We start from the raw sequence: 21,992 nt of genomic DNA on the forward strand, positions 1-21,992 counted from the left end.
GCAGTGACAGACACCCAGTTCGATTACGTCGTCGCAGGTGGCGGGACGGCGGGGTGTGTCCTCGCTGCCCGGCTGAGCGAGGACCCCTCCGTCAGTGTCTGCCTCATCGAAGCAGGGCCAACCGACGTCGGCGACAAGGCAATTCTCGAACTGGTGGAGTGGATGCATCTGCTCGACTCCGGCTACGACTGGGACTATCCCGTCGAACCTCAGGAGCGGGGCAACAGCTTCATGCGGCACGCGCGGGCGAAGGTGCTCGGTGGCTGCTCCTCGCACAACTCCTGCATCGCCTTTCACCCGCCCGCGGAAACCCTCGACGATTGGGCGGCTGCGGGCGCGACGGGGTGGGGCGCGTCGGACATCCTTCCTTTCGTTTCGCGAGTGGAGAACAACGACACCGGTCGTGGACACGACGGCCCGGTGCGGATTCGCGACGTGCCACCCAACGATCCGTGCGGTGCCGCGGTACTCGAGTCGGCCGCGGCCGTAGGCCTTCCCACCGTCGCATTCAACCGCGGAACGACGGTGCTCAACGGTGCCGGCTGGTTCCAGATCAACGCGGGTGAGGACGGCTCGCGGATGTCGACCTCACACGCCTACCTGCACCCGATCATCGGATCGCGGCCCAACCTCGAGGTGCGCACCGACTGCTGGATCAGCGAGATTCTGATCGACGAATCGCTGACCGCGACCGGAGTGCGGTACCAACGCCCCGATCTCACCGGCTACGACACCGTCTCCGCGCGGCGCGAGGTGATCGTCACAGCCGGGGCCATCGACACGCCGAAGTTGTTGATGCTCTCCGGAATCGGACCGGCGGCCCAGTTGCGCGAGATGGGAATCACGGTGCGAGTCGACTCGCCCGGTGTGGGCGAGAACCTCGACGACCACGTCGAAGGGTTGGTGTTCTGGGAGGCGAGCAAGCCGATGGTCACCACTTCCTCGCAGTGGTGGGAGATCGGAGTGTTCGCGCAGACCGACGACTCGCTGAACTACCCGGACATCATGATGCATTACGGCAGCGTGCCGTTCGACATGAACACCCTCCGATGGGGCTACCCGACCACCGACAACGGATTCTGCCTGACTCCGAACGTCACGCAGGGGCGCTCGCGTGGCACTGTTCGCCTGCGCAGCAGAGACTTTCGCGATCGGGCAAAGGTGGACCCGCGCTACTTCACCGATCCCGACGGCCACGACGACGCAGTGATGCTAGCCGGTCTGAAGCTGGCTCGTCGGATCGCGGCGGACGGCCCGCTGGCCGGCTGGATCGAGCGTGAACTCGCCCCAGGGCCCGAGGCCGTCACCGACGACGACCTGCTCGACTACGTGCACAAGACCCACAACACGGTCTATCACCCGGCGGGTACGGCGCGGATGGGATCGGTGGACGACGCCATGGCCGTGCTGGATCCCGAGCTGCGCGTCAAGGGAATCTCGCACCTGCGCGTGGTCGACGCGTCGGCGATGCCCAAGCTGCCGTACGTCAATCCCAACATCACGGTGATGACCATGGCGGAGAAATGCGCCGACATGATCCGTGGCGGATAGCTCGGAGCTGGCCGATTTTCTCGGCGCGCATCCACCGTTTCAGGGCGCGCCACCGGCCGTCCTGGCCGAGCTGGCCGCAGCGGCCGTCGAACGCGAGTACGGCAGTGGGGCATGGGTTGTGGACCCCGAGCGGGTGGACGTCTCGGCAGATGCCGACACCGTGTGGGTGGTGCGCACCGGGCGCGTGGTGATCACGCACCCGGACGCGACCTCTCCCACGGAGGTGCCGATCGACACCATCGGTGAAGGTGGTGTCTTCGGTTTCTCGGCTCTGCTGTCCGGCGGAACCGTCGAATTCCGGGCGCGGGCAACGGAACCGAGCATCGTGATTCGTCTGCCCGGCGAGCTGATTCGACCGTTGTTCGCAACGCCGACCGGTCTGGCGTTCCTGGCCGATGCCGTCACCTCGGCCACCGCGCATCGCGGCGGGCCGGTCGAGGGGAGCGCCGGTCGTGCTGTCGGTGAATTGCTTTCGGCACCAGCGGTGTTCACGCCCGTCGGGACCACCGTTCGAGACGCCGTCCGGCACATGACCGAGCAGGGCAGCTCCTACGTACTGGTTCCGCTGCGTGGTTCGCGGCACGGCATCTTCACCGACCGCGACCTCCGCATTCGTGTGGTGGCCGCCGGGATCGGCGTCGATACTCCGATCGAGCAGGTCATGACCTCGCCCGCCGAGACCGTCACCGCGGATCGGTTGGCCGGCACCGTGCTGATGGACATGCTCGAGCGAGGGTTGCGTCACATGCCGGTGGTCTCGGCCCGCGGTGAGGTACTCGGCGTCGTCGAGGATTCGGATCTGCATGCCGCATCGACCCGACGCAGTTTTGTGGTCCGCCGAGCGGTGGCATCGGCGTCGACCTCCGCCGAACTCGCAGACGCGGGCAGGCTCGTGCCGCGACTGGTGGTGGATCTGTTCCAGGGCGGAACCGATGCGATGGCGGTCAGCGCGATCCTGTCCGTCGTGGTCGACAGCCTCGTCCGCCGGGCCGTCGAGATCGAGTGGACCGCACATCCCGACGTGCCGCGTGACCACTTCGCCTGGATCACACTCGGCAGCGTGGCGCGTCGAGAAGCCATGCCCTCCTCCGACGTCGACAGCGCATTGACCTGGGCAGACGCCACCGCGGACCCCGATGTGCGAGGGAAATCGGACGCGGTGCCGAGAACCCGCGACGAGGCGCTGATGGACTTGGCCGCTCGCGTGCACGTGAGCCTCGACGGTGCCGGGCTACCGTCGGACACCAACGGCGCGGTCGCGAGCTCGCCCCGATTCGCCCGCTCGGCCGGTCAGTGGGAACGCGCCGCGGCGCACTGGCTCAGCAACCCCTTCGGTGAACGCGGCAACCCGGCAGAGGACTCGGGCCTGATCATGTCCTCACTGATGATCGACGGCAGAGTGGTGTGGGGCCCGAGGGAACTGCACACCGTTCCCGAGGCCTACCGTCGACTCCTGGTCGATCACCCCGATGCATTGCGGTTGCAACTGCGTGACGCGCTCGCCGGCCGCGCCCGGCTGCGATCGCTGCGCGACGTGCTGGCTCGGCGCGGCGGCACATTCGACCTCAAGGCCCATGCACTGACCCCCATCGTCAACCTCGCTCGCTGGGGAGGGTTGTCGGTCGGTATCGCCTCTTCCTCCACCCCCGCGCGGCTCGCGGCGGCGTCGGGCAACGGCATGCTCTCCGAACGCGATGTCGCCGCACTGACCGAGGTGTTCGCACTGCTGCAGCGCCTGCGACTGTCGCACCAGATCGACCAGATCACCGCGGGCCACCGCCCCGGCGACGTGCTGATCATGGCCGATCTGTCGCCGCTCGAACGAAGCCTGCTGACCGACGGCATCCGCGAGATCGCCGCGGTGCAGCGTCGCGTCGGGTATCTGGCGGCCAACGTCGGCGTGCATCGTTGAGCTCGAACGACAAGACTGTGTGCCGTGACCACCAATCCCGTGACCGTTCCCACCCCGTCCACCGTCGAACACCATCGGTTGGCAGAATCGCCCGGGGTCAGCGGCCCGTGGCGTCAGTGGGGCCCGTACCTGGCGGGACGTCAGTGGGGCACAGTGCGCGAGGACTACTCGGAGGACGGCAATGCCTGGGCGTCGTTCCCGTTCGATCAGGCGCACAAGCGGGCCTACCGCTGGGGCGAGGACGGTATCGGCGGAATCTGCGACCGCTTCGGGTTCCTGAACTTCTCGTTCGCACTGTGGAATAGAGAGGATCCGATCCTCAAGGAACGGTTGTTCGGTCTCGCCAACGAAGAGGGCAATCACGGCGAGGACGTCAAGGAATACTTCTGGGCCGTCGACGGAACACCGACGCACAGCTGGATGCAGTGGCTCTACCGCTATCCGCATGCGGAGTATCCCTACGCCCACCTGCGAGAAGAGAATGCCCGACGCGGGCGTGACGACCGCGAATACGAGCTGGCCGACACCGGAATCCTCGACGAGAACAGATTCTTCGACGTCCAGGTCACGTACGCCAAGGCCTCACCCGACGACATCTGCATCACCATCTCCATCACCAACCACGGCCCCGAGGCGGCGTCGGTCGACCTACTGCCGCACCTGTGGTTGCGCAACACCTGGTCCTGGGGACGTGACGACCGCGGCGGATCGCTGGAGCAGCTGAGCCCACCGGACCTCATGGCAGGTGGACTCGAAGCCATCGCCGTCGATCACGGATTTCTCGGTCGCTACTACCTCAGTGCCGCAGGGACGCCGGCAGTTCTGTTCTGCGACAACGAAACCAATGCCGAAGCCCTGTGGGGCCAGGAGAACATCTCGGCCTACCCCAAGGACGGCATCGGCCGCCGAGTCGTCGACGGGGAGCTCGACGCGGTCAACCCCGAGCAGACCGGAACGAAGGCTGCATTCTGGTATCGCTTCGACGACATCGCATCGGGTGCAACGGAATCCGTCCAACTGCGGCTCTCGCCTAACCGCCCGGACGAGCAGACGTTCGGTTCCGGATTCGATGCCGTCAACGTCGATCGCCAGGCCGAGGCCGACGAGTTCTACGGGGCCGTGATCGGTGCCGATCTCACCGACGTCGACCGACACGTGGCGCGGCGCGCGTACGCCGGCTTGCTGTGGACCAAGCAGCTCTATCGATACGACGTCGAGGAGTGGATCGAGGGCGACAAGGTCGGAGCTCCGGCACCGGACTCGCGGCAGGACCCGGGCGGTCGCAACGCGCATTGGCGTCACCTGGCGTTGGCCGATGTGATCTCGATGCCCGACGAATGGGAGTATCCGTGGTTCGCGGCCTGGGACCTGGCCTTCCACGCGATTCCGTTGGCGCACGTGGACGCCGATTTCGCCAAGGAACAGTTGGTGCTCATGTGCCGGGAATGGGCGATGCACCCCAACGGCCAACTGCCCGCGTACGAATGGGAATTCGGAGACGTCAACCCACCCGTGCACGCGTGGGCGGCGTGGCACGTCTATCGCATCGACGGCTACCGCGATCGCGAATTCCTGGTGCGGGTGTTCACCAAGCTACTGCTCAACTTCGCCTGGTGGGTCAACCGCAAGGACTCCGAGGGCTCGAACATCTTCGAGGGTGGATTCCTCGGCATGGACAACATCGGCTTGTTCAACCGATCTGCACCGCTGCCTCCCGGTTTCCGGCTCGAGCAGTCCGACGCGACCAGCTGGATGGCGTTCTACTGCCAACAGATGTTCAAGATCGCACTCGAACTCGCGCGGCACGACAGCGCCTGGGACGACGTCGCGACCAAATTCTTCTCGCACTTCCTCTCGATCGCCAAGGCCGTCAATTCTTTCGGTTCGCAGCATATTTCGCTGTGGCACGAGGACGACGGGTTCTTCTACGACGTCCTGGTTCAGCCCGAGGGCGATGCGGTCCCGATGCGGGTGCGGTCGATGGTCGGTCTGCTGCCCATCCTCGGTGCCACCGAGATTCCGCCGTGGGTCGAGGAGGAATGTCCCGACCTCACCGCCCGCCTGCGATGGATTCAGCGTCGACGGCCGGACATGGTCAGCCCGCTGCTGGCTCGGCGCGAGAACGGTGAGGTGCGGATGCTGCTCACGCTCGTCCAGCCCGAGCGGCTCAAACGCATCCTCTCGCGGATGTTCGACTCCGAGGAGTTCCTGTCGCAGTTCGGAATTCGATCGCTCTCGGCCTCGTATCGCGAGCCGGTGACCTTCGACGTGGACGGTCGTAGCCTGTCCATCGAATACGAGCCAGGGGAGTCGCGTACCGGAATGTTCGGCGGCAACTCCAACTGGCGCGGTCCGGTGTGGTTCCCGGTGAACGTATTGCTGGCCGACAAGCTGCGAGCCTACGGCCGGTACTACGGCGACTCGTTCACCATCGAGATCCCCACCGGCTCGGGCAACCATCGCACCCTCACCGACGCGGCCGATCTGATCGACAACGGTCTCGCCGGACTGTTCCGGCCGGTGGACGGCAAGAGGCCCGCCGACGGCAACCGCATCGAGTCCAGTGCCGACCCACTGTGGAGCGAGCATCCCAGTTTCAACGAGTACTTCGACGGAGACACCGGCGAGGGACTCGGGGCAACGCACCAAACCGGGTGGACCGCATTGGTTGCGCACCTGCTCAGGCCCCGTCTGCCGCTGTAGTGCGCTACGCGCAGTGGTGTGCTTATGTGCCCTCCACGGCACTTTTCCACACCACTGCGGCGGAGCCGCATAGTCTGGCGGGATGAAGATTCGCGGCGCAGTACTCGAAGAAATCGGCCGATCTCGTCCCTTCGCGGACTCGCATCCCATCACCGTCTCCGACCTCGAGCTCGGCTCGCCCGGCGACGGCGAACTGCTGATCAGAATCGAAGCCGCAGGGCTGTGCCACTCGGACCTGTCGGTGGTCGACGGCAATCGAGTTCGTCCGGTCCCGATGCTGCTCGGCCACGAGGCCGCGGGCCGAGTCGAGGAAGTCGGACCGGGCGTCGACGACGTCGAGGTCGGCACGCGCGTCGTCATGACGTTCCTGCCGCGCTGCGGCGAGTGTGCCGGGTGCGCTACCGACGGCCAGATGCCGTGCGTCACCGGCAGCGCGTCGAACAATGCCGGGACACTTCTCGGCGGTGGCATCAAGTTGCATCGTGACGGGGAAGAGGTCAAGCATCACCTCGGAGTCTCCGGATTCGCCACCCACGCTGTGGTCAGCCGAAAGTCCGTCGTTCCTGTCGAGGACGACATCCCGGCCGACATCGCAGCCGTCCTCGGTTGTGCGGTACTGACCGGCGGCGGCGCGGTGCTCAACGCCGGAACTCCCAAGCCCGGTCAGTCGGTGATGGTGGTGGGCCTCGGCGGAGTCGGCATGGCAGCCGTTCTGACGGCCGTATCGGTGGGTGCCGGTGAGGTGATCGGAGTCGACGGGGTCCCGGACAAGCTCTCCACCGCAACCGATCTGGGTGCAACACAGGTCTACTCGCCGGCCGAGCTCGCCGAGAAGGCAATCAAGGCCGATATCGTCATCGAAGCCGCCGGCAACGCCCGAGCCTTCGAAACTGCCGTCGCTGCAACGGCTCCCGGTGGCAAGACCATCACGGTCGGTCTTCCCGCACCAGACGCCCGCTCGTCCATCTCACCGCTGGGCCTGGTGGCGGAGGCGCGCACGATCATCGGCAGCTACCTGGGCTCCGCTGTACCGGCACGCGACATCCCGACCTACGCCCAGATGTGGCGTGAGGGTCGGCTTCCCGTCGAGAAACTGATCTCGTCGAGAATCACGTTGGACGAGATCAACCGCGGCATGGACGAATTGGCCGACGGCAACGCGATCCGTCAGGTCATCGTCTTCGAATGAGCGTCAGCGATGGGACGCGGTGGCGACCCACCGGCCGCGCTGCTTCGAGATCTCGATGGGATGGTCGAAACACTCACTGATGTTGTCGGTGGTCAGCACCGCGTCGACGGCTCCCTGCGTCTGCACTCGTCCGTCACGGATGAGCAGGGCGTGGGTGGTCGAGGTCGGGATTTCCTCGAGGTGATGCGTCACCAGAATGCTGGCCAGGGTGGGGTGCTCGGCGCGCAGCGAGTCGAGTGCACTCAGAAGTTGTTCGCGGGCAGCGAGATCGAGTCCGGTGGCAGGCTCGTCGAGCAGTAGCACTGCAGGGTCGGGGAGCAGGGCGCGCGCGATGAGCGCTCGACCTCGTTCGCCCTGGGAGAGTGTGTGCCACGACGCCTCGGTGCGATGAGCGACGCCGAGGGAATCGATCAGCCGATGAGCACGGGCGATCTGGTTCTCGGTGGCCGACCATCTCGGGATCAGGTCGGGGGTGTTGGTCAGGCCGGTCAGCACCACCTGAAACAGAGTCAGCGGAGCCTCGATCTTCAACCGCGGATCGACGTGGCCGATGTGCGTCCGTAATTCGCGCATGTCCACCCGGCCGAGGCGATGACCGAGAACGTGCACGGAACCGTGCGTGGGATGGACGACGGCACCCAGCAAGCTGAGCAGAGTGCTTTTGCCTGCGCCGTTCGCACCGAGCAACACCCAGTGCTCGCCCTCCTCGACCCGCATCGTGGCATTGCTGAGCAGGTATCGGCCGCCGCGGACGAGATCGACTCGGTCGGCGAACAGGACGTTGGATGGCACCCGACGACCGTAACTGCCGGGGCGGATCGTGGAGAAGTAGGCTCTGAGGTCGGTAGAACCGACAAGACGACGAAACGAGTGTGGGTACGACGTGAGTGCAACGGCACCTGTTCGAGTAGGGGTACTGGGGTCGCGCGGCAAGGTCGGTCAGGCCATCTGTGCCGCCGTCGAGGCAGCCGACGATCTCGAGCTCGTGGCGACCGTCGACCAGGGCGATCCGCTGGCGAACTTCGTCGATGCGAACGCCCAGGTGGTCGTCGATTTCACCCATCCCGACGTGGTGATGGACAACCTGCAGTTCCTGATCGAGCAGGGCATCCATGCAGTGGTCGGCACCACCGGATTCGATGAGCGGCGACTCGAACAGGTTCGCGAATGGCTGGCGGGATCGCCGCAGACCGGGGTGCTGATCGCGCCGAACTTCGCCATCGGTGCCGTGCTGTCGATGCGGTTCGCGCAGCAGGCAGCGCGGTTCTTCGATTCCGTCGAGGTGATCGAACTGCATCACCCCAACAAGGCCGATGCGCCGTCGGGAACGGCGTACCGCACTGCCGCGCTGATTGCCGAGGCACGCGCCGCCGCAGGCACTGCGCCGAGCCCCGACGCGACGACGACCGAACTCGACGGCGCGCGCGGTGCCGACGTGGACGGAGTGCGGGTGCACTCGATCCGGCTCGCGGGACTCGTTGCGCATCAGGAAGTTCTGCTCGGCACGCAGGGGGAGACGCTGAGCATTCGGCACGACTCGCTCGACCGAACGTCCTTCGCGCCCGGAGTTCTTCTCGGAGTCCGCGAGATCGCCGGACGACCGGGGTTGACCGTCGGCCTCGATCCACTGCTGGATCTGTGAGCTGATCGACGGTGAACAAAACGACGAAGGTCCTCGCCATCATCACGGTGATGGTGCTGGTCCTCGGCTTCTACTTCTTTCTGCTCGGCCAGCGCGGTGTGACGCTGATCCAGAACGGTGGCGTGGCGAGCATCGCGCTGGGGATCGGGGTCCTGCTGCTGCCGATCCTCGGGTTGTGGATCGTGTGGGCCACCCTCAAAGCCGGCTTCGACCACCAGAGACTGGCCTCGCGTATCCACGAGGAGGGCCTCGAACTCGACGTCGCCGATCTTCCGCGCAGACCGTCGGGACGCATCGAACGTGATGCCGCAGACGAGTTGTTCCAACAGATCAAGACGGAGTGGGAGAAGGACCCGGACAACTGGCGCAACTCGTACCGGTTGGCTCGTGCTTACGATTACGCCGGTGACCGCGGGCGGGCCCGCGAGACGATGAAGCGCGCCGTGGCACTCGAACGGAACGAGAACTGACCTTCGATGTCGCGCACCCTGCTGGTCGTTCATCACACCCCGAGTCCGCTCACTCGTGAGCTGCTCGAGGCAGTGCTCGACGGCGCACACGATCCCGAGATCACCGGCGTGGACGTGCGCAGTGTGCCTGCTCTCGGCGCGACCGTTCCCGATGTCCTCGGTGCCGACGGATTTCTCTTCGGAACACCGGCGAATTTCGGCTACATGAGCGGAGCTCTGAAACACTTCTTCGACACGGTGTACTACCCGTGCCTCGGTGCCGTGGCCGGAAAGCCCTACGCCGCTTGGGTTCACGGCAACGACGACACCGTGGGTGCCGGGCGGGCCATCGAGAAGATCGCGTCGGGGTGGGGCCTCGAGAAGGTCTTCGGCACCGTGCACATCGCCGAGAGCGGCAAGCCCGCACGTGAACGCTGCTACGAATTGGGCGGAACCGTCGCGGCGGGGCTGTCGATCTGACCGCTACCGTGTGTCGATGGACGTCGACCGCTATGCCCGGTTCCTGCCCGAGCAGTATCGGCCGCCAGTAGGGGAGAAGCCCGAGTCGACGTACTGGATGTGGGGCGAGCAGCGCGTGCACATCGCCCGCGCTGCGCGGCCCGAGTCCAGGGTCCGCGTCATGGCGTTGCATGGTGCCGGGGGCTACTCCGGTCTGTTGTGGCCGTATGCCGCCATCGCCGCCCGAGAAGGCTAGGAGGTGATGTGCCCCGACCTGCCTCTCTACGGAGACACCGTCGTCTCGGACCCCGCGTCCGTTCGCTACCGCGACTGGATCGATCTGCTGTGCGAGCTCGTGGCCGCCGAGAAGTCCCGCGACGGCCGCCCTCTCGTACTGCTGGGCGCAAGTATGGGAGGCATGCTCGCGTACGAGGTGGCGCACCGAACGGGGCTGGTGGACAGGGTGATTGCGACCTGCCTGCTCGATCCGGCCGATCGAAGCGCTCGCCGGGCTGCGGCGAGATTCGACCTGCTCGGTGGGCCGGCACCACAGCTGCTGCGGACACTCGCGGCCGTCGCAGGCGGCGTACTCGTTCCGGTCAGGTGGATGGCCGACATGGCGAACATGAGCCTGAACGCGGAGCTGTCCGGCGTGTGCGCACGTGACCCCAGGGGCGGCGGGGTGCGCATTCCGATCGGATTCCTCGCGAGCTTCTTCGGCTACTCACACACCCGACCGGAGGACTACGACGGTCCGCCGGTACTCCTGACTCACCCGGCCGACGACCGGTGGACGCCACCGGACGTCAGTATCCGGTTCCTGGAACGAATCCGGGCCGACACCGAGATCGTGATGCTCGACGGGTGTGGTCACCTGCCCGTCGAGGAACCCGGGCTGACCCAGCTGGCCGACGCCATGAGGACCGTGCTGGGACGCTACTGATTTCAGTCGGAATTCTCGGGGGAGTCCGAACGAAGAATGTCGTCGGCCGGAATCGGTAGTGCAATCTCGAGCAGGCGTTCCGGCCAACTCGGATACGCGGGCCGAATCCACACACGGTTGTCGTCGAGTTGCGTCATCAGCACCCGCCGCCACGGCCAATCGTCCTGCGGTGCACTCAGATCGGTCTCCGACTCCAGCGGCAGGGGTGCCTTCGTCCAATGTGGAGCCGACAGCGATGCCAGACCGCGATCCTCGAGGTGGGCGATCGCAGTCTCGATAGGAACGCCCTGCGCGACGGTGATCCCGGCGGGATTGACGGCATCGACCACATAATCGTCGTCGTATTCGTCCTGTGCACTCGTGCCGTGCGCGACGGTCCACCCGATCACCTCACCGTCGGAGGCTCGTCTCACCGGCAATCTGCTGCGCCACCGCTCGATGTCCACTGCCTCGAGGATACGCGGGTCAGGAATGTGAGTTCGGTGAAGAAACTATTCCTGGTTGTGAGCGAGCCGAGCGGTGACCGTGTTTGACTGCAGGGGATAGTGCAATTTTGTACCACATTCTATCGCAAGGGATTTCGATGACCCTCCGCATTCTCGACCGCTCCGCCATCGTCGCGACACCCGAGTGGAGCCGCTGGCTGATACCCCCGGCCGCGCTGTCGATTCACCTCGCGATCGGTTCCGCCTACGCCTGGAGCGTGTTCAAGAACGCCATCTCGCAGCCCGAAGCGCTCGGGCTCAGTGGCACCGTCACCGCCATTCCGTTCCAGCTCGCCATCGTGATGCTCGGCCTGTCCGCGGCGATCTTCGGAACCCGCGTCGAGAAGAACGGTCCACGGTGGGCCATGGCCGTCTCTCTGGTCTTCTTCGTCTCGGGACTGCTGCTGTCCGCACTCGGGATGGCCCTCGGACAGTTCTGGCTGGTGATCTTCGGCTACGGATTCGTCGGCGGTATCGGCCTCGGAATCGGTTACATCTCACCCGTCTCGACCTTGATGAAATGGTTCCCCGACCGGCCGGGCATGGCCACCGGTATCGCCATCATGGGATTCGGCGGCGGCGCACTCATCGCGTCTCCGCTCACCAGCCAGCTGATGGTGAACTTCGGCGGCTTCACCGAAGGTTCCATCGCCAAGACGTTCCTCACCTTGGGCGTCGGATACGCGGTGTTCATGGCCCTCGGTGTCGTGCTGATCAGAGTGCCTGCCGAGGGATGGACGCCGGCCGGGTGGACCCCGCCCGCGTCGTCGTCGATGATCTCGACGCACAACGTCTCGGCCGCGAACGCAGTGAAGACTCCGCAGTTCTGGCTGCTGTGGGTCGTGCTGTGCTTCAACGTCACTGCCGGAATCGGCATTCTCGAGCGGGGCTCGGGCATCTATCAGGACTTCTTTCCCGACGCCACCTCGCCGGAATCTCTCGCCGCTGCGGCCGCGGGCTTCGTCGCATTCCTCTCCCTGACCAACATGATCGGACGGTTCGTCTGGTCATCGGTATCCGATGTGGTGGGACGCAAGAACATCTACCGGATGTACCTCGGTGTCGGCGCACTGCTGTACCTCTACATCGCGTTGTTCACCAACACCAACAAGATCCTGTTCATGGTCTCGGCCCTGCTGATTCTCTCGTTCTACGGTGCGGGGTTCGCGACGGTTCCGGCGTATCTCAAGGACCTCTTCGGCACGTATCAGGTGGGCGCGATCCACGGACGACTCCTCACCGCGTGGTCGGTGGCCGGAGTGCTGGGCCCGCTGATCGTGAACGCCATCGCCGACGCCGGAGAGCCAGGAACCACCGGCCGCTACCTGCCGGCGTTCTACGTGATGATCGGCCTGCTGGTGGTCGGATTCCTGGCCAACGAGGCGATCAAGCCGGTCGCGTCGAAGTATCACGAAGCCGATCCGGCGAAGGCCGCGACGACCACAGGAGCGAAGGCATGAGCGGCGCACAGAGGCAGGTCACGATGGCGGTCGCATGGGCGTGGGTTGCCGTGCCGTTCGCCTACGGGTTGTACGAATTGATCCTCAAGGCGGCGAATCTGTTCAGCACCTGAGTCGGTGTGTCGGTGGGCCGTGACAGGCTGATCCGATGCAGGAGATGAGTGCCGCTGCCGCCCGTCGCACCGCCCTGGCCGCCCAGGGGCTGGCATCGAGGCGGTCGCGTACTCGGCCGGCGAGCAGGGCCGCGGTACACGCAGCCATCGACACCACCGGGTTACTGCAGATCGACTCGGTGTCGGTGGTCGTCCGCGCGCACTATGCACCGGTGTTCAGCCGCGTCGGTGCCTACGACCGCACGATCGTCGACGACGCCGCATGGACCGACACTGCACGTCGGCCCCGTCGATTGGTGGAGTACTGGGCGCACGAGGCCGCACTGCTGCCCGTGAAGGATTGGGCACTGATGCGGTGGCGAATGGAGTTGTATCGACACGGGCGGTGGGGCGGAGCGGCCCACATTCTCGATCGCGAGCCCACGCTCGTCGACGACGTCCTCGCGGTGATCGGCGACACCGGTGCGGCCAGCGCGGGGGAGATCGAGAAGCACCTCGAGGTGGACACCCCCGGTCGCAAGGGTCCGTGGTGGGACCGCAGCGATGTCAAGGTCGTCTGCGAACAGCTGTTCGCGGCCGGCGTGGTTACCGTGCCGACACGGACGGGATTCGTGCGCCGGTACGAGCTCAGCGAACGGGTTATCCCGGACGACGTCCTGCGCAGGCGCGTCGACGAACCGGATGCGGTACGTGCTCTGATCGAAAAGTCCTCTCGGGCACTGGGAGTCGGTACCGAGCCGGATCTGAGGGACTACTACCGGCTCTCGCAGAAGCAGGCCAAGGCGGCGATCGGTGAACTCGTCGAGGACGGTGTGCTCGAACAGGTGGCCGTTCGAGGCTGGAACGCACCGGCATACCTGCACCGCGAGGCCAGAACGCCCCGAACGGCCACCGCTGCCGCACTGCTGTGCCCGTTCGATCCGATGATCTTCTATCGGCCTCGGGTGCAGCGAATCTTCGACTTCCACTACCGAATCGAGATATACACCCCGCAACACAAGCGAGTTCACGGCTACTACGTGTTCCCCTTTCTGCTCGACGGGCACCTGGTGGCCCGACTCGATCTCAAGGCAGTGCGAGCGCAGTCCGAACTGCACGTGATCGCGGCTTATGTCGAAGGCGACCGCAACGCCGGTGACATCGCGCTTCGACTGCGAGAGGTACTGCGGGAGATGGCGGATTGGCTGGAACTCGAAAGCGTGGTGGTGGGGGACCGGGGAGACCTCGTCGCCGCATTGCGGTGATTTCCGTCAGTGAGTCGACTCCTGCCGAAGTGCACTCGGGCAGGATCGGTGCCACTATTCGAACTGTGACTTCACGCCGGACGGACACTGCCACGGAACTCCCACCCCAGGTCGTCGTCCTGTTCGGGGCGACGGGAGACCTGGCCAAGCGAAAACTCCTGTCCGGGATGATGCATCTGGCGCTCTCCGATCTCGCGCCGAACATCCGCGTCGTCGGAACCTCACTCGAGGAGATGTCGACCGACGAATTCCGCGCTCTCGCTCGCGAATCGATCAACGCCTATTCGAGTCGCAAAGTCGGTGACGAGCAATGGAGTCGTTTCGCCTCGCGATTGACGTACGTGTCGCAGAAGGCAGGACCGGCGGCGTTGGGGGAGGCCGTGGCCGAGGCCGAGATCGAACTCGGAGGAAGCGCCAAACGGCTGCACTATCTGTCCGTTCCGCCGAGAGCTGCTCTGGCAGTGGTGGATACGCTCGCGTCGGCCGATCTGGTGAAGCGCTCCCGGATCATCATGGAGAAGCCGTTCGGTACCGACCTCGAGAGCGCGATCGCGCTGAACGCTCGGGTGCACGAGACGTTCGACGAGGATCAGATCTTCCGCATCGATCACTTTCTCGGCAAGGAACCCGCTCAGAACATCCTGGCCTTCCGCTTCGCCAACGGGTTGTTCGAGCCGATCTGGAACCGTAATTTCATCGATCACGTCCAGATCGACATCCCGGAGAAGCTCGCCCTGGACGGACGAGCCGGATTCTACGAATCCACCGGCGCGTACAAGGACATGGTGGTCACCCACTTGTTCCAGGTGCTGGCATTCATGGCAATGGAACCGCCGACGGCGCTCGAACCCCGCGCCATCAGCGAGGAGAAGAACAAGGTGTTCCGATCCATGATTCCGCTCGATCCGAAAAGCGTTGTCCGAGGCCAGTACACGGGCTATCGCTCGGAGGAGGGGGTGGCTCCCGACTCCGACACCGATACCTTCGTGGCACTCAAGTGCGAGATCGACAACTGGCGCTGGGCCGGAGTGCCCTTCTACCTGCGCAGCGGAAAACGCCTTGCCGAGGGGCAGCGCATCATCTCGATCGCCTTCAGGGAACCACCGAAGAGCATGTTCCCGGCTGGCTCGGGCGTGGGCGCGCAAGGTCCCGACCACCTGACCTTCGACCTCGCGGACGCCTCGAAGGTGTCACTGTCGTTCTACGGCAAGCGTCCCGGACCCGGTATGCGCCTGGACAAACTCAGCATGCAATTCGCCACTCATGAAACCGAGCAAGCCGGAGATCTGCTCGAAGCCTACGAACGGCTCATTCTCGATGCCATGTACGGCGATCACACGCTGTTCACCACGGCCGAGGGTATCGAGCGGCTGTGGAAGGTGTCCGAGCCGCTGCTCGCCGACCCGCCCCCGGTTCGTCTGTACGCACCGGGGTCGTGGGGTCCCAACGCCATCCATCAACTCATCGCCCCACACGCGTGGCGGTTGCCGTTCGAGCGGGAGTGGCGCGAGAAGAAGTAGGGTCCAGCGCTCGCTCGAACCCGAAGCTCAGTTGTTCCAGCCGCGATCCTTGCGCATCTGATCGCGCAGTGCGCCCTGAACTGCTTGCGACAACCACGAATTGAGCGACACTCCGCTGTTGTTCGCGGCGTCCTCGGCGCGTTCCTTGATCTGCTCGACCAGTCGCAGCGTCACCCGTCGCACCTCACCGGACACATCGTCCATGGTCGGGTAGTCCTCGGTGACGGGCTCGGCCGGATCGCCGTCGTGCAGACCGGGCACCGGGCTGTCGCGTCGAACATCGGCGTGCGCCTGCGTACCGTCGAGACGAACGGTGACCGTATGACCGTCCAGATCGTTCGATACCTCTGCTGCGAAGTCCGACAGCGCCGTGAGCAGCATCAATCTGGCCGAGGCCTCCGCCGTCTTGCCGAGTGCTTCGGCCGTCTGACGGGTGTGCTCGTCGCCCAGGGCCGCCGCCGCGAGTAGATCCGTGCGCAGCGACGCGGTGTACTTGTCCAATTCCATGACGCCAGTGTGACGTCAAAGTTGACGTCGGTCAAGCAGCGCTGGTGGCGTCACGTGGCGGCATCGTGACGTCATCGTTCGCCGGGCATCGGTACCGCGTTTAGGGTTGTGCGGTGTCAGCAGAAAACGAAGGTAGAGCTGTGCCACGGACAGTTGCGCTGAGAGTGCAACTGGTCGCCCGAACCGAGTTCGTGCCGCCCGTCGACATTCCCTGGGAAACCGACGCCGACGGTGGGCAGGCGTTGGTCGAGTTCGCCGGACGTGCCTGCTATCAGAGCTGGTCCAAGCCCAATCCCCGGACCGCGACCAATGCGTCGTATCTGCGTCACCTCCTCGACGTCGGACACCTTTCGGTTCTCGAGCACGCGAGCGTGAGTTTCTACATCACCGGCATCTCGCGATCGTGCACTCACGAGTTGATTCGGCACCGGCACTTCTCTTATTCGCAGCTCTCGCAGCGATTCGTTCCCGAACACGACGCCAACGTCGTTCTTCCGCCGGCAGTCGAAGGCGATCCCGAGCTCGAGGCGCTGTTCGCGTCGGCGACCGAGGCGAGCCGGGCGGCCTACACCGAGCTGCTCGGTGCGCTCGAGGGAAAGCTGGAATCGGTCACCAACGCTGCGTTGCGCGGTAAGCAGGCCCGGCAAGCGGCCCGGTCGGTGTTGCCGAATGCGACCGAGACGCGGGTGGTGGTGAGCGGAAACTATCGCGCATGGCGGCATTTCGTGTCGATGCGTGCCTCGGAACATGCGGACGTGGAAATTCGACGTGTTGCCGTCGAATGTCTGCGTAAGCTCGTGGGAGTGGCTCCGGACGTGTTCGGCGACTTCGAGATCTCGACGCTGCCGGACGGCACGGAAGTCGCCCGCAGCCCGTTCGTGACCGAGGTCTGACGACCAGGTTCGGGGGCGCCGAAGACCGGGTATGCATGGTCGGTGTCGGCGGGGAGTCCCGCTGCGCGAGAGTGGGTAAAGCACCGGGTAATCTGCTGCCATGACCTACGGTGACGCCGCTCCTTCCGTTGCGCCTGTGTTCGGTACGGTGCTCACCGCCATGGTGACTCCGTTCACAGCGGACGGTAAGTTGGATATCGATGCGGGCGTTCGGCTGGCACATCATCTCGTCGAGCAGGGCAACGACGGATTGGTTCTGGCCGGCACGACGGGCGAATCGCCGACCACCACCGAGAACGAGAAGCTCGAACTGCTGCGCGCGGTGATCGCCGCGGTCGGTCATCGAGCTCGTATCATCGCCGGGGCAGGCAGCAACGACACCGCGCACAGCGTCGAACTCGCGCGTGACGCCGCCCGCGCAGGCGCGCACGGTCTGCTGGTCGTCACCCCGTACTACTCCCGGCCACCGCAGGCAGGTTTGTACGCGCACTTCACCGCGGTCGCGAACGCCACCGACCTGCCCGTGATGCTCTACGACATTCCGCCGCGGTCGGTCGTTCCCATCGAAACCGAGACATTGCGTCGGCTCGCCGAGCATCCACGGATCCTCGCGGTCAAGGACGCCAAGGGCGATCTGAACGCCGGCGCCGAACTGATCGCGTCGACCGGCTTGCAGTTCTACTCCGGCGACGACCCACTGAACCTGCCCTGGCTCTCGGTCGGTGCCACCGGCTTCGTCAGCGTCATCGGCCACCTCGTTCCGGCTCGTCTCCGTGAGCTGCACACCGCCTTCATGATGGGCGACATCGCACGCGCACAGGCCATCAACGTCAGCCTCATCCCGGTCATTCGTTCGGTCGCGCGCCTCGGCGGCGTCAGCGCATCGAAGGCCGGCCTTCGCCTCATCGGACTCGATGTCGGCGAACCACGACTTCCCCAGGTGCCACCGAGCATCGACCACATCGAATTGCTCGCAGCAGAGCTGCGCGCGGCAGGAGTTCTTGTATGACACGACCGAACAGATCGCGCGGACGCGCAACCCGAAACGCCGGACCTCCCTCCGAGCGTCCGGCCCCGAAGCAGGGCCAACCGGCAGGAGCCCGGCAGGGCAAGCCGATGGTGCAGAACTCGGCGCGCACGCAGCGTCCCGACAAGCGTCGTGAATTCGATCCGACGGAGCGCCTCGGCACACCGCCGAAGGCCCCGTTCAAGGGCCTTCGAGTGGTCGCACTCGGTGGTATAGGCGAAATCGGTCGCAACATGACGGTGTTCGAGCACCAGGGCAAAATGCTCATCATCGACTGCGGCGTGCTCTTTCCCGAGGACCAGCAGCCCGGCGTCGACCTGATCCTGCCCGACTTCCGCCACATCGAGAACCGCATGGCCGACGTCGAGGCCGTGGTGTTGACGCACGGTCACGAGGACCACATCGGAGCAGTGCCGTTCCTGCTGCGTCTGCGTCCCGACCTGCCCGTCGTCGGATCGAAGTTCACCCTCGCGCTCGTCGCGGCCAAGTGCCGTGAGCATCGGTTGCGTCCGAACCTCGTCGAGGTCATCGAGGGCCAGCACACCCAGCACGGCCCGTTCGACTGCGAGTACTTCGCGGTGAACCACTCGATTCCCGATGCGCTTGCCATCGCCATCAGGACCGACGCCGGTCTGGTGTTGCACACGGGCGACATCAAGCTCGATCAGCTGCCGCTCGACGGTCGCCTGACCGACCTGGCCGGTTTCTCGCGGCTCGGCGACGAGGGCGTCGACCTGTTTCTGGTCGACTCCACCAATGCCGAGGTGCCCGGATTCGTCACGCCGGAACGTGAGATCGGCGGAGTGCTCGACACCGTCATCGGCAAGGCGAAACAGCGCGTCATCGTCGCGTCGTTCGCCAGTCACGTGCACCGGATTCAGCAGGTCATCGACGTCGCGGAGCGGTACAACCGTCGGGTGGCATTCGTCGGCCGGTCGATGGTCCGCAACATGCAGATCGCTCAGGACCTCGGCTACCTGCGTGTGCCCGACGGCCTCGAGGTCAATGTCGACACTGCCGCGACGCTTCCCGACGACCGGTTGGTACTCATCTCCACCGGTTCGCAGGGCGAGCCGCTCTCGGCGCTGTCCCGGATGGCCCGCGGTGAGCATCGCCAGATCAACGTCAAGGCGAACGATCTCGTGGTGCTGGCGTCCTCGCTCATCCCCGGCAACGAGAACTCGGTGTTCGCGGTGGTCAACGGCCTCGCCAAGCGCGGTGCGACCGTCGTGACGCAGCAGAATGCGAAGGTTCACGTCTCGGGCCACGCCTCGGCGGGTGAACTGCTGTACCTCTACAACGCGGTACGGCCCACCAATGCGATGCCGGTGCACGGCGAGTGGCGTCACCTGCGTGCCAACGCGGCGCTGGCCAAGGCGACGGGTGTCCCCGAGGAGCGGGTGGTGCTGGCCGAGGACGGCGTGGTGGTCGACATGGTCGACGGTCTCGCCGAGATCGTCGGGCAGGTGCCCGTGGGGCACGTGTACGTCGACGGCCTCTCGGTCGGTGACGTCGGCGATTCGACGCTCTCCGATCGACTGGTACTGGGCGAGGGTGGATTCATCGCGATCAGCGTTGCCGTCGATTCGGCCACCGGGCGTGCGGTGACCGCACCCGAGGTGTCCGGTCGCGGATTCTCCGATGATCCGGCCGCACTCAAGGAAGCCGGTCAACTCGTCGAGTCGGAGTTGCAGCGTCTGGCGTCCGACGGTGTGTCCGATACTCATCGCATCGCACAGGCCGTGCGCCGTGTGGTCGGTCGGTGGGTGGCGGACAAGTATCGCCGCAAGCCGATGATCGTTCCGACGATCATCGCGGTCAAGCCGCAACCGCAGTCCTAGAGTTCAGACGAGCAGTCGCCAGAGTCCGATCAGACCGAGAACGACGATGGCACCACGCAGGGCCGCCGGCGAGAGCCGGCGGCCGTAGCGTGCTCCGACGGCTCCACCGATCAGGGAGCCGACCGCGATCAGTCCGGCTGCCTGCCAGCTGATGTCGTCGAATCGAAAGATCGTGTACGTCACCGCTGCAACGACATTGACGACCAGCGACAACAGATTCTTTGCCGCGTTCATCCGCTGCATGGTTTCGGGGAGCAATGCCCCCATCACTCCGATGAGCAGAATGCCCTGTGCGGCAGTGAAATAGCCGCCGTAGATGCCGACCAGCAGAGTGCCTCCGGTGACCAGTGCCATCCGGGTACGGCTGATGTGGTTCGCGGCCTTGCCCGCGGCTTCCGATCGCCGCTTGGCCCAGGCCTGGATTCTCGGTTGTGCGACAACGAGAATCAGCGCGCCGATGAGCAACACCGGAACCACTGCGGCGAACACCGTCTCGGGTAGATGCAGCAGTAGCCACGCCCCGCCTAGCGCTCCGAGGAACGAGGCGGGCAACTGCCACCGCAGTCGATGCCACTGTCCGCGCAGCTCGCGTCGATACCCCCACGTGCCCGAGACGCTTCCCGCGACCAGTCCCACCGCATTGGACATGGTGGCGACCACCGGGGGATAGCCGAACGCGACCAACGTCGGAAACGTGATCAACGTTCCGGAACCGACGACGGCGTTGATGGCTCCGGCTCCGAGCCCGGCGAGCAGGATGACGAGAATTTCCGATACCGGCACTGTTGGGAGGTTACCCAGACAAAGGGTGGGATCCCGCGGCAGGATGCCGCTGGTTCCGTCTGGCCGTAGCCTGGAGCCCGTGAGCCTTGCCCAGGATGAACGTTCCCAACTGGTCCAGACCCTTCTCGACGTGGGTCCCGATGCGCCGACGCTGTGCGGTGAATGGACAGCGGCCGATCTTGCGGCGCATCTCGTCGTTCGGGAGCGACGCCTGGACGCCTCGCCGGGCATATTTCTCTCCCCGCTCGCGGGATACACGGAGCGGGTCCAGCGATCCGTGGCGAACAGGCCGTTCGCGACCGTGGTGGAGGACGTACGGACCGGGCCGCCCATGTGGTCGCCGTTCGCATTGCTGGATCCGTTGATCAACCTCGGTGAGATGTTCGTTCATCACGAGGACCTGCGCCGGGCAGGGGAGAACTGGACTCGGCGAGTGTTGCCCACCGCGGTGGAGACCCGGCTCTGGCCGCAGGTCCGTCTGGTGGGTCGGGGCGGTCACCGCTCCTCACCCGTGCCGGTCCACGTGCGCACTCCCGACGGCCGACAGGCCACGTTCAAGGGCGGGTCGGGCCCCGGCGTGACCGTGGTGGGGGAGCCGTCGGAACTGCTGCTGTACGCTTTCGGGCGCGATCAGATCGAGGTGCTGTACGAGGGCTCGGCGGACGATGTCGCTGCCGTGAAGGCCCTCGATCTGAGCTTCTGACACATTCACCTCCGCTGTTACTGGTGTTGCGGATGGTTTCGACGGGGCTGTTGCGACTAGCCTGGGGGCATGGCAGGAAAGACCAGCACCTCCACCGCCAGGGCCGGATCCAGCGGATCCGGCTCCTCGCGCGCGTCCGGCACCGCCCGTAAAACCGGTGGCGGCCGTACCGCGCGCACCGTCACCACGCCGAAGAAGCCCACCGCGCCGCGCAATCCGGCGACGTCCCGCGCGAACGCATCCTCGCGCGGCAAGGCCCCCGCCAGGGGCTCGTCGACGGCTCGGCGGCCTGCGGCGAAGAAGAAGTCACGCGGTGCCCTCGACGCGATCGGGCGGGGCATTGCGTCCACCTGGTCGATGGCGGCACGCGGAGTCGGTGCCACGACCCGGACGGTGAGCAAGGCCGCCGACATCGAGCACGGCCACCGCCGAGACGGCATTGCCCTCGGACTGATCGCTGTCGGTGTGGTCGTGGCCGCGAGTGTGTGGTTCAGCGCCGGGGGACCGGTCGGCGAATGGATCGAGGTGGGCATTCGCGCCGTCATCGGCGAAGCCGGTTACGTCGCGC

General features: G+C 65.5%; 18 protein-coding genes and 2 pseudogenes. 16 read left to right on the forward strand and 4 right to left on the reverse strand.

Annotated elements, in window-relative coordinates; translation table 11 throughout:
* Positions 1-3: 3 nt before the first annotated feature.
* The 4 genes from CH251_RS18975 to CH251_RS18990 all read left to right on the forward strand — a co-directional run bounded on the left by CH251_RS18975 (position 4) and on the right by CH251_RS18990 (position 7,355).
* Positions 4-1,551, forward strand: a complete 1,548-nt coding sequence (locus CH251_RS18975; RefSeq protein WP_094614453.1) for a GMC family oxidoreductase — start codon at positions 4-6, stop codon at positions 1,549-1,551.
* Entirely contained in the window at positions 1,541-3,463 is a 1,923-nt protein-coding gene (locus CH251_RS18980; RefSeq protein WP_094614454.1) for a putative nucleotidyltransferase substrate binding domain-containing protein, read from the forward strand. The genes CH251_RS18975 and CH251_RS18980 overlap by 11 nt, the downstream gene beginning before the upstream one ends.
* A gap of 24 nt (positions 3,464-3,487) precedes the next feature.
* Positions 3,488-6,166, forward strand: coding sequence for a glucosidase (locus CH251_RS18985; RefSeq protein ID WP_256979161.1), 2,679 nt, complete (start codon positions 3,488-3,490; stop codon positions 6,164-6,166).
* Positions 6,167-6,248: 82 nt separating this feature from the next.
* Positions 6,249-7,355 carry an alcohol dehydrogenase catalytic domain-containing protein gene (locus CH251_RS18990; RefSeq protein ID WP_094614455.1) on the forward strand — a complete coding sequence of 369 codons (1,107 nt, stop codon included), beginning with the start codon at positions 6,249-6,251 and terminating at the stop codon, positions 7,353-7,355.
* Positions 7,356-7,358: 3 nt separating this feature from the next.
* Here the strand turns inward: CH251_RS18990 and CH251_RS18995 are convergent, their stop codons facing one another.
* A complete protein-coding gene (locus CH251_RS18995; RefSeq protein WP_094614456.1) occupies positions 7,359-8,147 on the reverse strand; it encodes an ABC transporter ATP-binding protein in 789 nt (262 codons plus the stop codon).
* Between the two features lie 91 nt (positions 8,148-8,238).
* Here CH251_RS18995 and dapB point away from each other — a divergent pair, with 91 nt between their 5' ends.
* The 4 genes and pseudogenes from dapB (at position 8,239) to CH251_RS19015 (ending at position 10,848) form a co-directional block, all read left to right on the forward strand.
* On the forward strand, positions 8,239-8,997 hold the full coding sequence (gene dapB, locus CH251_RS19000; protein WP_094614457.1) for a 4-hydroxy-tetrahydrodipicolinate reductase: 759 nt from the start codon (positions 8,239-8,241) through the stop codon (positions 8,995-8,997).
* A 50-nt stretch (positions 8,998-9,047) separates the two neighbouring features.
* A complete protein-coding gene (locus CH251_RS19005; RefSeq protein ID WP_179273411.1) occupies positions 9,048-9,467 on the forward strand; it encodes a hypothetical protein in 420 nt (139 codons plus the stop codon).
* Positions 9,468-9,473: 6 nt separating this feature from the next.
* On the forward strand, positions 9,474-9,926 hold the full coding sequence (locus CH251_RS19010) for a flavodoxin family protein (protein ID WP_094614459.1): 453 nt from the start codon (positions 9,474-9,476) through the stop codon (positions 9,924-9,926).
* A gap of 16 nt (positions 9,927-9,942) precedes the next feature.
* Positions 9,943-10,848 (forward strand): annotated as a pseudogene (locus CH251_RS19015) (alpha/beta hydrolase).
* Between the two features lie 2 nt (positions 10,849-10,850).
* Here the strand turns inward: CH251_RS19015 and CH251_RS19020 are convergent.
* On the reverse strand, positions 10,851-11,294 hold the full coding sequence (locus CH251_RS19020; RefSeq protein WP_256979162.1) for a hypothetical protein: 444 nt from the start codon (positions 11,292-11,294) through the stop codon (positions 10,851-10,853).
* A 137-nt stretch (positions 11,295-11,431) separates the two neighbouring features.
* Here CH251_RS19020 and CH251_RS19025 point away from each other — a divergent pair, with 137 nt between their 5' ends.
* The 3 genes from CH251_RS19025 (at position 11,432) to zwf (ending at position 15,670) form a co-directional block, all read left to right on the forward strand.
* Positions 11,432-12,793, forward strand: a complete 1,362-nt coding sequence (locus CH251_RS19025) for an OFA family MFS transporter (protein WP_094614461.1) — start codon at positions 11,432-11,434, stop codon at positions 12,791-12,793.
* A gap of 148 nt (positions 12,794-12,941) precedes the next feature.
* On the forward strand, positions 12,942-14,150 hold the full coding sequence (locus CH251_RS19030) for a winged helix-turn-helix domain-containing protein (protein ID WP_094614462.1): 1,209 nt from the start codon (positions 12,942-12,944) through the stop codon (positions 14,148-14,150).
* Between the two features lie 65 nt (positions 14,151-14,215).
* On the forward strand, positions 14,216-15,670 hold the full coding sequence (gene zwf, locus CH251_RS19035; protein ID WP_094614463.1) for a glucose-6-phosphate dehydrogenase: 1,455 nt from the start codon (positions 14,216-14,218) through the stop codon (positions 15,668-15,670).
* A gap of 27 nt (positions 15,671-15,697) precedes the next feature.
* On the opposite strand, the gene CH251_RS19040 is transcribed toward zwf, so the two are convergent.
* Entirely contained in the window at positions 15,698-16,177 is a 480-nt protein-coding gene (locus tag CH251_RS19040; RefSeq protein ID WP_094614464.1) for a hypothetical protein, read from the reverse strand.
* 140 nt (positions 16,178-16,317) lie between these two features.
* On the opposite strand from CH251_RS19040, the gene thyX reads away from it, so the two are divergent.
* The 3 genes from thyX to CH251_RS19055 all read left to right on the forward strand — a co-directional run bounded on the left by thyX (position 16,318) and on the right by CH251_RS19055 (position 19,938).
* Positions 16,318-17,070, forward strand: coding sequence for an FAD-dependent thymidylate synthase (gene thyX / locus CH251_RS19045; protein ID WP_037189533.1), 753 nt, complete (start codon positions 16,318-16,320; stop codon positions 17,068-17,070).
* Between the two features lie 100 nt (positions 17,071-17,170).
* Positions 17,171-18,079 (forward strand): 4-hydroxy-tetrahydrodipicolinate synthase, encoded by a 909-nt coding sequence (gene dapA / locus CH251_RS19050; RefSeq protein ID WP_027496818.1) that lies wholly within the window; start codon positions 17,171-17,173, stop codon positions 18,077-18,079.
* A gap of 107 nt (positions 18,080-18,186) precedes the next feature.
* Positions 18,187-19,938 carry a ribonuclease J gene (locus tag CH251_RS19055; RefSeq protein ID WP_094614465.1) on the forward strand — a complete coding sequence of 584 codons (1,752 nt, stop codon included), beginning with the start codon at positions 18,187-18,189 and terminating at the stop codon, positions 19,936-19,938.
* 3 nt (positions 19,939-19,941) lie between these two features.
* Here CH251_RS19055 and CH251_RS19060 read toward each other — a convergent pair whose 3' ends face one another.
* Positions 19,942-20,721: a sulfite exporter TauE/SafE family protein gene (locus CH251_RS19060; RefSeq protein WP_094614466.1), complete on the reverse strand. Its 780-nt coding sequence runs from the start codon at positions 20,719-20,721 to the stop codon at positions 19,942-19,944.
* Between the two features lie 79 nt (positions 20,722-20,800).
* On the opposite strand from CH251_RS19060, the gene CH251_RS19065 reads away from it, so the two are divergent.
* Together CH251_RS19065 and CH251_RS27585 are read left to right on the forward strand one after the other, a co-directional pair.
* Positions 20,801-21,424 (forward strand): TIGR03085 family metal-binding protein, encoded by a 624-nt coding sequence (locus tag CH251_RS19065; protein WP_179273370.1) that lies wholly within the window; start codon positions 20,801-20,803, stop codon positions 21,422-21,424.
* Positions 21,425-21,493: 69 nt separating this feature from the next.
* A pseudogene (locus CH251_RS27585) lies at positions 21,494-21,992 on the forward strand (cell division protein FtsK); the annotation flags it as partial.

The sequence above is a fragment of the Rhodococcus sp. 06-462-5 genome (assembly GCF_002258315.1).
GTDB lineage: Bacteria > Actinomycetota > Actinomycetes > Mycobacteriales > Mycobacteriaceae > Rhodococcoides.

Bases quoted from the DNA above. Each gene is read 5' to 3' on its own strand.
- CH251_RS19010 (WP_094614459.1), top strand. From the start codon at position 9,474: ATGTCGCGCACCCTGCTGGTCGTTCATCACACCCCGAGTCCGCTCACT.
- CH251_RS19025 (WP_094614461.1), top strand. From the start codon at position 11,432: ATGACCCTCCGCATTCTCGACCGCTCCGCCATCGTCGCGACACCCGAG.
- dapA (WP_027496818.1), top strand. From the start codon at position 17,171: ATGACCTACGGTGACGCCGCTCCTTCCGTTGCGCCTGTGTTCGGTACG.
- CH251_RS19055 (WP_094614465.1), top strand. From the start codon at position 18,187: ATGGTGCAGAACTCGGCGCGCACGCAGCGTCCCGACAAGCGTCGTGAA.
- CH251_RS19040 (WP_094614464.1), bottom strand. From the start codon at position 16,177: ATGGAATTGGACAAGTACACCGCGTCGCTGCGCACGGATCTACTCGCG.
- CH251_RS19030 (WP_094614462.1), top strand. From the start codon at position 12,942: ATGCAGGAGATGAGTGCCGCTGCCGCCCGTCGCACCGCCCTGGCCGCC.
- CH251_RS18990 (WP_094614455.1), top strand. From the start codon at position 6,249: ATGAAGATTCGCGGCGCAGTACTCGAAGAAATCGGCCGATCTCGTCCC.
- CH251_RS19005 (WP_179273411.1), top strand. From the start codon at position 9,048: ATGGTGCTGGTCCTCGGCTTCTACTTCTTTCTGCTCGGCCAGCGCGGT.